Annotated in this window: 12 protein-coding genes; 8 read left to right on the top strand and 4 right to left on the bottom strand. The window is 66.3% G+C overall.

Annotation, left to right across the window (positions count from 1 at the left end):
- Positions 1-6: 6 nt before the first annotated feature.
- The 4 genes from czcI to AC1RDJ_RS24300 all read left to right on the top strand — a co-directional run bounded on the left by czcI (position 7) and on the right by AC1RDJ_RS24300 (position 6154).
- A complete protein-coding gene (gene czcI, locus AC1RDJ_RS24315; RefSeq protein WP_289887424.1) occupies positions 7-387 on the top strand; it encodes a cation efflux protein, CzcI family in 381 nt (126 codons plus the stop codon).
- 106 nt (positions 388-493) lie between these two features.
- Positions 494-1732 (top strand): TolC family protein, encoded by a 1239-nt coding sequence (locus tag AC1RDJ_RS24310; RefSeq protein ID WP_493028963.1) that lies wholly within the window; start codon positions 494-496, stop codon positions 1730-1732.
- A gap of 10 nt (positions 1733-1742) precedes the next feature.
- Positions 1743-2948 (top strand): efflux RND transporter periplasmic adaptor subunit, encoded by a 1206-nt coding sequence (locus AC1RDJ_RS24305; RefSeq protein ID WP_493028962.1) that lies wholly within the window; start codon positions 1743-1745, stop codon positions 2946-2948.
- 23 nt (positions 2949-2971) lie between these two features.
- Positions 2972-6154 carry an efflux RND transporter permease subunit gene (locus AC1RDJ_RS24300; RefSeq protein ID WP_493028960.1) on the top strand — a complete coding sequence of 1061 codons (3183 nt, stop codon included), beginning with the start codon at positions 2972-2974 and terminating at the stop codon, positions 6152-6154.
- 27 nt (positions 6155-6181) lie between these two features.
- Here the strand turns inward: AC1RDJ_RS24300 and AC1RDJ_RS24295 are convergent, their stop codons facing one another.
- Positions 6182-6694 (bottom strand): hypothetical protein, encoded by a 513-nt coding sequence (locus AC1RDJ_RS24295; protein ID WP_071325530.1) that lies wholly within the window; start codon positions 6692-6694, stop codon positions 6182-6184.
- A gap of 359 nt (positions 6695-7053) precedes the next feature.
- Here AC1RDJ_RS24295 and AC1RDJ_RS24290 point away from each other — a divergent pair, with 359 nt between their 5' ends.
- The gene (locus AC1RDJ_RS24290; protein WP_493028959.1) at positions 7054-7692 is read left to right on the top strand and encodes an Npun_F0296 family exosortase-dependent surface protein; all 639 of its coding nucleotides are present in this window, start codon (positions 7054-7056) and stop codon (positions 7690-7692) included.
- An 84-nt stretch (positions 7693-7776) separates the two neighbouring features.
- Here the strand turns inward: AC1RDJ_RS24290 and AC1RDJ_RS24285 are convergent, their stop codons facing one another.
- Positions 7777-8013: a hypothetical protein gene (locus AC1RDJ_RS24285; RefSeq protein ID WP_071325532.1), complete on the bottom strand. Its 237-nt coding sequence runs from the start codon at positions 8011-8013 to the stop codon at positions 7777-7779.
- Positions 8014-8224: 211 nt separating this feature from the next.
- Here AC1RDJ_RS24285 and AC1RDJ_RS24280 point away from each other — a divergent pair, with 211 nt between their 5' ends.
- Positions 8225-8599, top strand: a complete 375-nt coding sequence (locus AC1RDJ_RS24280) for a hypothetical protein (protein WP_071325533.1) — start codon at positions 8225-8227, stop codon at positions 8597-8599.
- On the opposite strand, the gene AC1RDJ_RS24275 is transcribed toward AC1RDJ_RS24280, so the two are convergent.
- The gene (locus AC1RDJ_RS24275) at positions 8600-11644 is read right to left on the bottom strand and encodes a CHASE domain-containing protein (RefSeq protein ID WP_289887428.1); all 3045 of its coding nucleotides are present in this window, start codon (positions 11642-11644) and stop codon (positions 8600-8602) included. It lies immediately after the preceding gene.
- A 24-nt stretch (positions 11645-11668) separates the two neighbouring features.
- Positions 11669-11866, bottom strand: a complete 198-nt coding sequence (locus tag AC1RDJ_RS24270) for a hypothetical protein (protein WP_493028958.1) — start codon at positions 11864-11866, stop codon at positions 11669-11671.
- Between the two features lie 38 nt (positions 11867-11904).
- Between AC1RDJ_RS24270 and AC1RDJ_RS24265 the strand changes: the two genes are divergently transcribed.
- Both AC1RDJ_RS24265 and AC1RDJ_RS24260 read left to right on the top strand, forming a co-directional pair.
- A complete protein-coding gene (locus tag AC1RDJ_RS24265; RefSeq protein WP_493028957.1) occupies positions 11905-12780 on the top strand; it encodes a helix-turn-helix transcriptional regulator in 876 nt (291 codons plus the stop codon).
- A gap of 107 nt (positions 12781-12887) precedes the next feature.
- Entirely contained in the window at positions 12888-15008 is a 2121-nt protein-coding gene (locus AC1RDJ_RS24260; RefSeq protein ID WP_493028956.1) for a TonB-dependent siderophore receptor, read from the top strand.
- Positions 15009-15013: the final 5 nt, after the last annotated feature.

Raw genomic sequence — 15013 nt, 5'->3', positions numbered from 1 at the left:
GTCACCATGCGTAAATTCTTCCTCATTTTGCTGCTGTTCGTGCTTCCGCTCCAGATGTCCTGGGCCGCGGCGAGCGCGTATTGCCTGCACGAGGAAGGCAAGGCGGCGCAGCACCTGGGCCACCACAACCACCAGCACAAGGCGGAGGCCAAGGCCGATGCGGACAAGCAGCCGGCCGGCGACAAAAAAGTAGCTGACAAGCAATCCAAAGGCCAGCCGCACAGCGACTGCAACGTCTGCCATGGCATCGGCCATGCCTGGCTGCCAGCCGGCTCCAGCCTGCCCGTTGGCGACACGGCGTCCGTGAATGCGGACACGTCGCCCTTCTTTTACGCCTCCCACATCCCGGACGTTCCCAAGCGTCCCGACTGGTCGTCGGCCGCCTAGGCCGACGGGACGTCCCCTCTTGTTACCTGCCGCCACGCGCCCCTGATCGTTCCGGGCGCCAGCCGGCGCGTCCCGTCGAATTCATTTCCATGTTCTGGAGAATTCGATGTACCGACCCCTCTCTCTGTTATTGCTCTCTGTCGGCCTGCTGGCCGGCAACTTTGCCCACGCGCAAACACCGCCGGAGCCGGCCGCCCCGCTGACCCTGCCCGCCGCGCTGGCCCTGGCCGACGGCGGCAACGCCACCCTGTCGGCCGCCCGCCATGAAGTGGCGGCACAGGGCGGCGCCCTGCAGCAGTCGCGCGCCCTGCCCAACCCGGAACTGCAGACCGTGCTGGAAGACACGCGGCGCGCCACGCGCAGCACCACCGTGCAGCTGAACCAGTTGATCGAACTGGGCGGCAAGCGGGACGCGCGCATGGCCGTCGCCCAGCGCGGCGAAGACCTGGCCCAGGCGGGCCTGTCGCTGCAGCAAGCCGACACGCGCGCCGCCGTCACGACCGCGTTTATCGACGTGCTGGCGGCGCAGGAAGGCTTGCGCCTGGCCGACAGCGCGCAGGCGCTGGCCGCCCGCGCCAGCGACATCACGGCGCGCCGCGTCACGGCCGGCAAGGCTTCGCCCGTCGAGGAAACCCGCGCCCGCGTGGCCGAAGCGAGCGTCAAGCTGGAACTGAACCTGGCGCGCAGCGCCCTGGCCAGCGCGCGCCAGCGCCTGGCCGCCCTGTGGGGCAACGCCACGCCCCGCTTCACCGTGGCGCTGGGGCGCCTGGAAACCTTGCCGGACCTCCCTGCGGCCAGCGAACTGGCGGCGCGCCTGCCGCAAGCGCCCGCCGTGCGCCAGGCGCGCAGCGCGCTGGCGCAGCGACAAGCCATGCTGGACGTGGAACAGCGGCGCGCCACGCCCGACGTCACGGTCAGCGTCGGCATGAAGCGCTCGGAAGAGCTGGGACGCAACCAGGCCATCCTCGGCCTGTCGCTGCCGCTGCCCCTGTTCGACCGCAACGCGGGCAACAAGCTCGAAGCACTGCGCCGCAGCGACAAGGCCAGCGACGAGCTGGCCGCCGCCCGGATCGCCGTGCAAACGGCCGTGGCCGCCGCCAGCGAGCGCCTGGCCACGGCCAGGCTCGACGTGGAAAGCTTGCGCAGCGACATCTTGCCGGGCGCGCAAAGCGCCTACGACGCGGCCAGCAAGGGCTTCGAATTCGGCAAGTTCGCCTTCCTCGACGTGCTCGACGCCCAGCGCACCCTGCTGCAAGCCAAAAACCAGTACCTGCGCGCGCTGACCGAAGCACAGCATGCCGCCGCCGACATCGAGCGCCTGCTGGGCGCGCCCGCCTCCCTGTAAGGAATAATCCATGAAAATCAAACTCGACAAGAAACAAGGCGTCGCCATCGGCGCCATCGTGGCTGCCGGCATCGTGCTGGCTGTTCTGATCCTCGGCACGGGCGGCTCCGGCAGCGCTCCCGCCCCCGCCGCCAAGGTGGAAGAACACGGTGAAAGGAAAGACGAACACGGCCACGCGGAAGTCGAAGGCAAGCTGGAGCTGACTGCCGCGCAAGGCAAGGCGGCCGGCGTCGTCATCGCCACGGCCGCGCCGGGCCGCATCCAGACCACGGTGGCCCTGCCCGGTGAAATCCGCTTCAACGAAGACCGCACGGCGCACGTCGTGCCGCGCCTGGCCGGCGTGGTGGAAGCCGTGCAGGCGGACCTGGGCCAGCTGGTGAAGAAGGGCCAGATACTGGCCGTCATCGCCAGCACGGAACTGTCGGAACAGCGCAGCGAATTGCTGTCGGCGCAGCGGCGCCTGTCGCTGGCCCGCTCCACGTATGAACGCGAAGAAAAACTGTGGCGCGAGAAAATTTCGGCGGAACAGGATTATCTGCAAGCCCAGCAAACGTGGCGCGAAGCGGAAATCGCCGTGCAGAACGCGCAGCAAAAACTCAGCGCGCTGGGCGCCAGCGGTGCCAGCAAAGGGCCACTGAACCGCTACGACATCCGCGCGCCATTCGATGGCATGGTACTGGAGAAACATATCACCCTGGGCGAAGCCGTCAAGGAAGACGCGAACATCTTCGTCATCTCCGACCTGTCGACCGTGTGGGCGGAAATCGCCGTGCCGGCGAAAGACCTGGCCACCGTGCGCATGGGAGGCAAGGCCGAAGTCAAGGCCAGCGCCTTCGATGCCAGCGCGCAAGGCACGATCACCTACGTGGGTGCGCTGCTGGGCGAACAGACGCGCACGGCCAAGGCGCGCATCAGCCTGGCAAACCCCGCCATGGCCTGGCGCCCCGGCCTGTTCGTCAGCGTGGAAGTGGTGGCCGGCGAAGCCGACGCGCCCGTCACCGTGCTGACGCAGGCGATCCAGACGGTGGAAGACAAGCCCGTCGTCTTCGTCCAGCTCAAGGATGGCTACCAGGCCACGCCCGTGATCCTGGGCCGCAGCGATGGCACCTTGACGCAGATCAAGCAGGGACTGGCCGCCGGCACGCCGTACGCGGCGCAAGGCAGCTTCGTCCTGAAATCCGAGCTGGGCAAGGACTCCGCCGGGCATGAACACTGATCACGTGGACAAAGGAAACCATCATGTTTGAACGCTTGATCCGCTTTGCCATCGCGCAGCGCTGGCTGGTGATGCTGGCCGTGGCCGCCATGGCTGGCCTGGGCATCTACAGCTACCAGAAGCTGCCCATCGACGCCGTGCCCGATATCACCAATGTGCAGGTGCAAATCAATACCCAGTCCGCCGGCTACTCGCCGCTGGAAACCGAGCAGAGGGTCACCTTCCCCATCGAGACGGCCATGGCCGGCTTGCCGAACCTGGAGCAGACGCGCTCGCTGTCGCGCTATGGCCTGTCGCAGGTGACGGTGATCTTCAAGGATGGCACGGACATTTATTTTGCCCGCCAGATGATCAACGAGCGCCTGCAGGAAGCCAAGGAAAGCCTGCCGGCCGGCATCACGCCGAAAATGGGGCCCGTCTCCACGGGCCTCGGCGAAATCTATCTGTGGACGGTGGAAACGCAAGACGGTGCGAAAAAGCCGGACGGCACGCCGTACACGCCAACGGACTTGCGCGAAATCCAGGACTGGATCATCAAGCCGCAGTTGCGCAATGTCACGGGCGTGACGGAAATCAATGCCATCGGCGGCTACGCCAAGCAGTACCAGGTGGCGCCGTATCCGGAAAAACTGGCCGCCTACGGCATCAGCCTGCAAGACGTGGTGACGGCGCTCGAACGCAACAATGGCAACGTGGGCGCCGGCTACATCGAGCGGCAGGGCGAACAGCTGCTGATACGCGCGCCGGGCCAGGTGGCGTCGAAGGACGACATCGCCAACATCATCGTCGCCAACGTGCAGGGCGTGGCCATCCGCATCCGCGACGTGGCCGACGTGCTGATCGGGCGCGAGCTGCGCACGGGCGCGGCCACGGAAAACGGCCGCGAAGTGGTGCTGGGCACGGTCTTCATGCTGATCGGGCAAAACAGCCGCGCCGTCTCGCAAGCCGTCGACAGGAAGATGGTGGAGATCAACCGCAGCCTGCCGAAAGGCGTGCACGCCGTCACCGTGTATGACCGCACGGTGCTGGTCGACAAGGCCATCAACACCGTCAAGAAAAACCTGCTGGAAGGCGCCGTGCTGGTGATCGCCATCCTGTTCCTCTTCCTCGGCAATATCCGCGCGGCCGTCATCACGGCCATGGTGATTCCGCTGGCCATGCTGTTCACGTTTACGGGCATGGTGCAATACCACGTCAGCGCCAACCTGATGAGTCTGGGGGCGCTGGACTTCGGCATCATCATCGATGGCGCCGTGGTGATCGTGGAAAACTGCGTGCGCCGCCTGGCCCATGCACAGCAGAAACTGGGGCGGCCACTGACCCTGCAGGAACGTTTTCACGAAGTGTTTGCCGCATCGCAAGAGGCGCGCCGCCCCCTGCTGTATGGTCAGCTGATCATCATGGTCGTGTACCTGCCCATCTTCGCCCTCACCGGCGTGGAAGGACGGATGTTCACGCCGATGGCCCTGACGGTCGTCATCGCCCTGCTCGGTGCCATGCTGCTGTCGATTACCTTCATTCCCGCCGCCGTGGCGCTGTTTATCGGCGACAAGGTGGCGGAAAAGGAAAACGCCATCATGCGCGCGGCCAAGCGCTGGTATGCGCCGCTGCTCGACAAGGTGATGCGCAACACGCCCGTCGTCTTGACAGGCGCGGCGGTGGCCGTCGTGCTGTCGGGCTTGCTCGCCACGCGCATGGGCAGCGAATTCGTGCCCAGCCTGAACGAGGGCGACATCGCCATCCAGGCCCTGCGCATCCCCGGCACCAGCCTGACGCAATCGCTGGCCATGCAGCAGCAGCTGGAACGCAAGCTGATGGACAGCCACAAGGAAATCGCGCGCGTGTTCGCCCGCACGGGAACGGCCGAGATCGCCTCCGACCCCATGCCGCCGAACATTTCCGACGGCTACATCATGCTCAAGCCGCGCGATCAGTGGCCGCAGCCGAAGAAGTCGCGCGAGCAATTGCTGGCGGAAATCGAGGCGACGGCCAGCAGCTTGCCGGGCAACAACTACGAGTTTTCGCAACCGATCCAGCTGCGCTTCAATGAGCTGATTTCCGGCGTGCGCAGCGACGTGGCCGTGAAACTGTTCGGCGACGACATGGCCGTGCTCGACGGCACGGCGGCGAAGATTGCCGGCGTGCTGGGCAAGATCCCGGGCGCCACGGAAGTGAAGGTCGAGCAGACGACGGGGCTGCCCATGCTGACGGTGCAGATCGACCGCGAGCAGACGGCCCGCTATGGCCTCAACATTGCCGACGTGCAAGCGGCCATCGCCACGGCCATCGGCGGCCAGGAAGCAGGCACCCTGTTCCAGGGCGACCGCCGCTTCGACATCGTCGTGCGCCTGCCCGACAGCCTGCGCAGCGACCTCGAGCAATTGAAGCGCCTGCCCATCGCCCTGCCCCTGGGCGCGGCGGCGGAAGGCCGTGCCCGCTTCATTCCGCTCGGCGAAGTGGCCAGCCTGCAAGTGGCGCCGGGGCCGAACCAGATCAGCCGCGAAGACGGCAAGCGCCGCATCGTCATCAGCGCGAATGTGCGCGGGCGCGATATCGGCTCGTTCGTGGCCGATGCGACGCAACAGCTGCAGGCGCAGGTCAGCATTCCTCCCGGCTACTGGACCAGCTGGGGCGGCCAGCTCGAGCAGCTGCAATCGGCCACCAAACGCCTGGAACTGGTGGTGCCGGTGGCGCTGGCCCTCGTCTTCGTCTTGCTGTTTGCCATGTTCGGCAACGTCAAGGATGGCTTGCTGGTCTTTAGCGGCATCCCGTTCGCCCTGACGGGCGGCATCATCGCCCTGTGGCTGCGCGACATCCCCATGTCGATCTCGGCGGCCGTGGGCTTCATCGCCCTGTCCGGCGTGGCCGTGCTGAACGGCCTGGTGATGATCGCCTATATCCGCCAGCTGCGCGAACAGGGCATGTCCCTGCAGGACGCCATCCGCGAGGGGGCCATCACGCGCCTGCGGCCCGTCCTGATGACGGCCCTGGTGGCGTCGCTGGGCTTCGTGCCGATGGCCATTGCCACGGGCACGGGCGCCGAAGTGCAGCGCCCGCTGGCCACCGTGGTGATCGGCGGCATCCTGTCGTCGACGGCCCTGACCCTGCTGGTGCTGCCGCTCTTGTACCGGCTGGCGTACCGCCGGCAAGAGGAGGTGGAAATGCGCACCGCGCCCGAAGGCGCGGCGGTACAGCTGAGTAAATAGAACGAGAGGCGCGCTACCGCAAGCGGCTTAACCCGGCCGGCGGTAGCCGCCTTCGATCCAGTTCGCCGCCGCAGTGGCATTGAACTTGAAGGCGGCCGAGGTGCGCACCTTGGCGATCTGTTCGCCGTCGGCGTCGTAGGCGCTCAGCTCGGCGTACGGGTGGTCTTCATCGGGCACGATGTCGAACATCACCTTCACCTGGCCCTCGTCGGTGGCGACAAACAGGTTCTTGTGCAGTTGCGCATGCAGCTGCTGTTCATGGCGGCGCAGCACTTCCGAGGCCGTCTTGACCAGCGTGTTGAAGGCGTTGACGTCGAGCGGCTTCGGGTTTTTCTTGTCGCGGCCCATGGTCCACGGCCCCACCAGGGCCGGTTCCGGTTCGCCATCCTTGATCATGGCCACGGCCCAGCCTTCATCTTCCTCATTCTTGATCACGCGCGCCGTCCAGCCATTGCCCACCCACAGGCGCGGTTCCTGGATCGGGGCGTCACTGTCCTGCGCGGACGGTTCGTCGGAAAAGGCGGAGAAATCGGTACTCATGGCGGTGCTCGTGGTGGAAGGTCGGGGCTAGCATGATAGTCGAAATCGGCCGCCCGTGCCGTCTTGCCTTGCCGTAAGCAGCCGCCCGCCATAGTCGATCCCGGCAATAAGGCAAGGAGACAAATTAGTAGACTTATTCTAGTGATCGGGCTTTGATATTGCTCAAGTAAACCTATTATTCATTTGCAATCTGAATTGTGTTTTTTATATTTCAAATATTGCATTTAGTAATGCTTGGCCACAAGAAATTTTCTCCCCATGCGACGCCCTCGCCCCGGCCGCCGCACGGCACCGCCATGCCAGGCACTCCTATCGCCCATGACCGCTGCATACACCTATAATCATCAGAGGGACTCAACATGAAAATCTTGACTACGCTGGCCCTGGTCACGCTGACAGCCGCGACCGCGACTGCAAGCGCCGCCCCCACCTTCACTGCCGGCGGCACGGCACTGGCAGGTGAAGGCCTCGTCACCTCCGTCGCCGGCGCCACGACGATCAACTTCAACGATGGCTTACTGCCAAGCAACTACACGGGCGCCGTGTTTACCAGCAACCACCCCAGCTATGCCGCGCAACCGCCCAACGATTTGACGCCCTTCTATTCCGTCGGCGTTTCCGATGGCCAGATCACGCCGGGGATGGCCACCTTCAGTGGCGGCCTCAGCTATTTTGGTTTCTACATGGGATCGCCCGACACGTATAACAGCATCGTCTTCACCATGGGCGACAGCAGCACGGTCGTCCTGACCGGTTCGCAGATGGCGGCACTGGGCGGCGTCAGCCCGAATGGCGACCAGTCCGTCGGCCTGTACATCAACGCCTGGGCCGGCGAAGGAGCGAAATTCACCTCGATCGCCTTCCACTCGCCGAACACGAACGCGTTTGAAAGCGACAACCACGCCTACATCGCCGCCGTACCGGAACCGGGCACGTATGCCATGCTGCTGGCCGGCCTGGGCCTGCTGGGTTTCATGCTGCGCCGCAAAGCGTCATAACACGGCCATGCGCAAGCCAAAGCCCGCGACGCGGGCTTTTTTCACGACCGGCCATCGCCTGGACGGCAACGCTCTGGAGCAGCCTCAACACATGGACATGGCGGGCCGGTTCGGCCACGTCAGCGGCGGGCCCGGCGGTATCCAGCGCGGGTCGATGGCCGGCAGCGGCGCATGGTAGTTGAAGGGCGTGATGATGATCGGCGGAATCGCCGATGGCGCGCCGACGGGCTCGGCACAAGACTGCGTGGCGCTGCGCTGGCGCGTGCTGCGATGGTCCAGGGGGGATAGCGATTGATCCCCGGTATCTGCAAACAAAAGCATGTTGCCCTCCTTGCGAGACTGAGGTATTCAGTATAGGACGGCTTGCGCGTATTACAAGAAAAGAAATCTTGTTCCCGATCAGCGTTTCCTGCCCGCCGCCGACCTTCCATACCGTGAAAATGACCGCCTGTCGCACGCCGCTGGCGGCCCTCCCGGCGCGCCACTACAGTGTGACCATGCTGCAACCGATTCCCATCACACAGAGGCTGTCATGAAAAAAATTCTCGCGTTTTCCCTGATCTTCGTCCTCGCCTACATGTTGCTCGACAAGATAGGTTCCCACGATATGATCATGCACATCGACGGCGACGAAGTCGACGGCCCGCTGGGCGCCCTGTGCGCGCTGGTCTTCGCCGGTGGCGGCTTGCTGATCGCGGCCATCGCGCTGGTGTTCGCCGCCGTCGTCACGGGCGTGGTCCTGGCGGGCGTGGGCATGGTGCTGGTGGCCGTCGTCGCCTTCTGCGTGCTGCTGGCGCTGCTGCTCAGCACACCCGTGCTGCTGCCGCTGCTGATCCCCGTCGCCATCGTCTGGCTGCTGGTCAGCCGCAACCGCAAGCAGGCGCAAGCCCGCCAGCACAGCCTGTAATCACTGCGCCATGAACTTGCTGAGCACGCCGTCGCTGCCGCCATCGTTCTGCTCGATGCGGTTGCGCCCGCCCCGCTTGGCACGGTACAGCGCCTCGTCGGCGCGCGCCAGCACGGCGTCGCAATCGGCATCGGTACCGGCCATGGCCGCCATGCCGATGCTGACCGTGACGGTGATCACGATGCCGCCGTCGGTGGTCAGCGCGCTGTCCGCGACGCGCCGGCGCAAGCGCTCGGCGAATATGGCCGCCGCCGGCAAATCCGTCCCCGGCAGCAAGATGGCGAATTCCTCGCCGCCCACGCGGCCCGGCACGTCGACCTTGCGCAGCACCTGGCACATCAGCGCGCCCAGATGGCGCAGCACGGCATCGCCGACGGCATGGCCATGGTCATCGTTGACACGCTTGAAGTGATCGATATCGAGCATCAGCACGCTGGCGCAACTGGCCAGTTCACGTTGCAAGCGGGCATGCTCATTTTCCAGCGCCGCCATGAACTGGCGCCGGTTCGGCAAGTTGGTGAGGAAGTCGGTGGTCGCCAGTTGCAGCAATTCCGCATTCATGCGCTTGCGCTCGGTGATGTCGAGCGATGACACCATGACGAAGTCCAGGCTGTCCGCATGCCCCGGCATCACCAGCAGGCTCAGTTCATTCTGCCGGACCGCGCCATCGAGACGCACGAAGCTGCTTTCGCACTCGTACAGGTGGGCGCCACCAGCCAGCGCCAGCAACGCGTCGCCAAAGCGCGGCAAGGCGCTGTCGTCGAAATTTTGCGCCAGGCCCAGCGCGCCACGGCGCTGGTCCTCCTCGTTGGCGCGCACCTGCGCCAGCGCGGCACCATTCGCGTCGATGATGCGCACCAGCCCCGCCAGCCGCGGCAAGGCGGCCGGATCGGCCTGGAAGTAAGCGCCCAGGTCGCTCACGCCCGACGCCGTCAGCGCATCGAGCGCGGCACGCACGGCCGACCAGTCCTGTTCCCACAGGGCCACGGGCGCATGGTCGTACAGGCTGCGGAAACGCGCCTCGCCGGCCCGCAGCGCCAGCGCCACCTGCGCCTGCTCGATGGCCATGCCGGCCAGGTGCGCCGCCTCGCCCAGGCGCGCCAGATGGGCCGCGCCGGGCAGCGCGGGCTGGCGGTGATACGCCATCAATACGCCCAGCAGCTTGCCCGAGCCGCCACGCACGGGTTCGGCCCAGCACGAGTGCAGCTGGGCCCGCCACGCCAGGTCCATCGTCCCCAGCTCATCGGCCTCGGCATGCAGGTCGGCGACGATCACGCGCTGACCGGCGCGCAGCGCTTGCGCGGCGATGCCGTGCACGCCCTGCAGGGTGTCGAGGTCGTGGCCATGGCTGGCCAGGTTGAAAAACGCGGGCAAGCCCGGCGCCGCGCCCAGCACCAGGCGGTGGCGGCTCTCGTCGAGCAGCAGGATGCTGCACAGCATGGCCGGATGGTCGGCTTGCACGCTGAGCACCACGCTTTCCAGCACGCGCTCGAGCGGTGCGCCCGTGGCCAGCATTTCCAGCACCTGTCGCCGCGTGTGCTCGCGCCGCTCCATCTGGCTGCGCTCGCTGATATCGCGGAAGGTCCACAGCCGCGCCTGCTCGTTACCCAGCTGCATACTGCGCACATATTGCTCGATCACCCGCCCATCGCGCAGGTGCAGCACGTCGCGCCGCTCGCGGTGGCCGTGCGGCGCATGGCCACGCGCGCCGAGGAACGGTGCAGCCTGCTCGAGCTGGCTGGCGACATGGCGCACCAGGGCCTCGCCATCGGCTTGCCAGTCGAGCGCATCGGGCACCTGCCACAAGTCGCGGAAGCGCCGGTTCGACGTGAAGATGCGGCCATCGAGGCTGTCGACGAGGATGCCGTCGATGGTGGAATCGAGGATGCTGCGCAGCATGGCCTGGCTGCGCTGGGCCGCGCTGGCCATCGCCAGCACGCTGGCCTGCCCCTGCTCGAGCTGGCCGGCCAGCTCGCTCGAGCGCGCCAGCGCCGCCTGCGCGCGGGCCCGGCTGGCCGCCAGCAGCCAGGCCGCCATGGCCAGCGCCACGCTGACCAGCACGCCCGTCCAGGCCACCGCCAGCGGCCGCTCCAGCAGCTCGCCATCGAAACCGGGCATGGCGCGCACGCGCAAGGTCCACGCATGGCCGGCGATCGTGAGGGCCTGCCGCGACGCCAGCGCCGTCGACGCCTCCGCCGACAGCGCGCCCGGCAGGCTGTCGTACATGAGGGCCGCCTCGTCCAGCTGCGCGCCGTCGTAGATTTCCAGGTCCAGCTGGCGCGACGCCTCGCCGCCCACGCCCGCCATCAGGTCGCCCATGCGAAACGGCGCAAAGACCCAGGCCCGCAGCGCGGCGCGCCGCTGCTCCTGCGTGCCATGCGGCAAGCCATTCTCATACACGGGCAGCACGATCAGGAAGCCATACACCCCGCTATTGCCGCCATCCTGCACCAGGCGGATCTTGCCCGTCATGGCGGCCTGGCCCGTGTCGCGCGCCTGTTCCAGCGCCGCGCGGCGCACCGGTTCGGACAGGATGTCATAGCCGAACGCCAGCAGGTTGCTGTCACTCAAAGGTTCCAGATACGTGATCGGCGCATGCCAGGCGCGCTGGCCCGGCGGACGCACGGCGTAGCCGGCATAGCCCTCGGCGCGCACGCTGGCCTCGTGCCGCGCGCGCGCGCTGCCGGGCAGCAGCGGCAGGAAGCCGACGCCGTGGATGCCGGGAAAATGGCGGTCCACCTGCTGCACGGCCAGGTAGGCATGGAATTCGCCGCGCGTGACTTCCTGCGAGCTCGCATACAGGCCCTGCACGCCATGCAGCACCTGGATATAGGTCTGCATGCGACTGACGATGCTGCCCACCAGTTCGCGCACGCGGAAATCAAAATCGGCCCGCACCTGCTGCTCGCTGGCGTCACTGGCGTTGCGCCAGGCGCCATACGTCAGGCCCAGGCACAGCGCCAGCACCAGCATGGCGCACAGGCGCGGGCCCACCCAGTGCGATACCGGCTTGGAAAACCACGACGAGGGCGCGCGTGTTTGCATGACGGACTGAAAGCTGAACGACAATCACACCGCGGCAGCGCCCGGAACGGCGCTGGCAGCGGGCTGAACAACTACCATCAGTAGTTGATGAGAATGATAGTACGTTACAGCAGGATGGCTTGCAATGCCGTATTTTGTGTAAAAAAGACTACATCTTGCAAAGTTGCAACTGAGTTTTCCCGGCATAAAGTCGTCGCCACCATAACTGATAATGATTCTCATTTATAATTATCATCCCGCTTCTCCTCCACGCCGCCAACATGCCCTCCCCGCCGCCTCTCCCCAACGACGCTTCCTGGCAACTGCCGCTGGCCACGCCCAGACTGGAACTGCGCGCCGGCACCCTGTCTTTTGCCGAGCCGGCGCACAGCATCGAGCACAACGAGGCAGGCCTGAAACTGGTGCTGGTACTGGGCGGCCAGCTTGACTATCAATTGCAAAGCGGCGGCGCCGTCAATGTCGAAGGCCCGGCCTTCCACATCAGCCTGAGCGAAACGCCATTCGCCGTCAGCCACCGCTATGCCGCACGGCAAGCTCTGCAGTATCTGAGCGTGCGCATGCCGATGGATGCCCTGCACGACACTTTCGGCGCCGAACTGGGTTCGTTGGCGCGGCGTATCGCCCCGGCCACGCGGCAGGCGATGGCGACGGCGAACGGGCGCGCCGGCAAGGCACTTCAGGCGCTGGGCAGGCAGATCATGCTGTGCCCGCTTGCCGGGCCGCTGCGCCAGCTGTATTTATCCGGCAAGGCGCTGGAACTGACGGCCGCCGTAATGGACGGCCTGGCGGACACGCGCACGCACGCGGCGGCGCCCGGCACGCGACAGCTGCGCAGCCTGCAACAGGCGCGCGACATCCTGCTGCAGCGCCTGCACGCGCCGCCCACCCTGCCGGAGCTGGCGCGCCTGGCCGGCACCAACGCCAGCACGCTGAGCCAGGGCTTCCGCCAGCTGTTCGGCACCAGCGTCTTCGCCTACGTGCGCGAGCAGCGGCTGGAACTCGCTTACCGCATGCTGGCGTCCGGCAACATCAGCGTGGCCGACGCGGCGCACGCCTGCGGCTATACGGACTCCCATTTCAGCAAGGTCTTCCGGCAGCGCTACGGCGTTTCCCCCAGCGACATGCGCTGCGCCTGACGGAATACGCGCAATCGCCAGGAAAACAGCGGCAATCCTTAACGCGCCGGCACCGGCACTCCGTACCATATTGAGATTGATTCTCAATACGAAAGGTGCGGTTTTTCATGGCAATGTTTTTTCTTCCCCCACGCGGCCTGCGCTGGTCCCGGCATACCCTGCACCTCATGGCCGCGCTCGCCACCAGCCAGCTGGCGCAGGCGGCCGACGCCCCCGAGCCCGAGGCCAGCCTGCCCGTCATCGCCGTCACGGCCACGCGCGAAGCGGGCGCGAACATGGGCAAGACGGGCGCCTCGCTGAAGGAGACGCCGCAGTCGCTCAGCATCATCAGCCAGGAACGCATGCAGGAGCAAAACCTGCATACGCTCGACGATGTGCTGCAGCAAGCGACGGGCACCACCGTGCAGCCGTTCCAGCTGCTGACCACGGCCTACTATGCGCGCGGTTTCAAGATTGATTCCTTCGAGCAGGATGGCGTCCCCATACTGATGGGCAACATGGCCAGTCCCCAGCAAGACATGGCGATGCTGGAGCGCGTGGAAATCCTGCGCGGCGCCAACGGCTTGCTGCATGGCAGCGGCAACCCTGCCGCCACCGTCAACCTGGTGGCCAAGCGGCCGCAAAAGACCTTCGCCGCGCAAGGCGCGCTGTCGGCTGGCAGCTGGGACCGCCGCCGCGGCGAAGCCGACTTCGGCGGCCCCCTGAACGCCGCTGCCACGCTGCGCGCGCGCGTCGTCGCCACGCATGAGGAACGGGACTTTTTCTACGACGTGGCGCAACAGAACAGCAGCAACCTGTATGCCGTAGGCGAACTGGACCTGGCGCCCGGCAGCGTGCTCAGCGTGGGCGCCCAGAAACAGCGCATCCGTTCCATCACCAACATGGCGGGCGTGCCGCGCTATGCGGACGGCGGCGATATCGGCTTGCCGCGCTCCACCTATCTCGATGCGGCATGGGACCAGTTCGACTGGGATACCCAGCGCGTCTTCGCCAGCCTGGAACAGCAATTTGCCAATGGCTGGCAAGCCAAGGTGCAAGCGAATCACTTGTCCGGCGACTCCTTCCTGCAATACGCGGGCTTGTATGGCGCCGCGCGCCGCGACCAGCGCCCGTCCTCGAGCGTAATGGGCGCCGCCTACCGCTTCGACAACCGCCAGAACAGCGTGGATGCCTACGCCAGCGGCCCCTTCAGCCTGGGCGGCCGCCAGCATGAGTTGTTGCTGGGCGCCAACGTCCAGCACACATCCAGCGAGCAGTTCTCGGCCAGCTTCCTGCCGCCGTTCAAAGGCACGTATGACGTGTTGCACTGGAACCCGTACGCGCTGGCGGAACCGGCCACCGGCGCCTATGCCTCGCGCGGCCCGACCACGGTCAGCCAGTGGGGCGCCTACGCCATGGCGCGTTTCCACCTCAGCGATGCGCTGACGGCCATCACGGGTGCGCGCCTGAGCCGCTGGAAGCAGGAAACACGCACGGCGACAGTCGAACCGGACACCCAGCTGACGCCGTACGGCGGCCTGGTCTACGCCCTCTCGCCGCAATGGTCGGGCTATGGCAGCTACACCCAGGTATTCCAGCCGCAAAGCCAGACCAGCATCGACGGCAAGACGCTCGATCCCGTGACGGGCAACAACCTGGAAGCGGGCGTGAAAGGCACGCTGGCCAATGGCAGGCTGGACGTGTCCCTGGCCGTCTACCAGATCCGCCAGAACAAGCGGGCCCAGGAAGACCCGAACTTCCCCTGCGCGGGCAACGTCTGCTACTACATCGCGGGCGGCGAAGTGCAGAGCCGCGGCCTGGAAGCGGAAGCGAACGGCCAGCTGACGCCCGACCTGAACCTGTCGGCCGGCTACAGCTACAACACGACGCGCTACCTGAAGGACGCCCAGTCGCAGGGCCAGGCGTTTGCCAGCTTCGCGCCCGCCCACATCGTGCGCGCGTGGGCCAACGCCACCCTGCCGTGGGGCGCGCGGCGCCTGAGCGCCGGACTGGGCTTGCAGGCGCAGAGCCGCTACAGCGTCACCTCGGGCGGCGTGACCCTGCGCCAGGGCGGCTATGCGCTGGCCAATGCCCGCCTGGGCTGGCGCATCGACCGCCATTTCACGGCCGCGCTCAACGTCAACAACCTGTTCGACAAACACTATTACCAGAGCCTGTCCGGCACGGCCTGGAACAACCGCTATGGCGAGCCGCGCAGCGTGATGCTGTCCGTGCGCGCCCAGTACTGAGGTCC

This window comes from Janthinobacterium sp. GW822-FHT07H10 (assembly GCF_058798675.1).
Note: the sequence above shows the minus strand (reverse complement) of the source record. Positions and strands in the feature narration are given on the sequence as shown.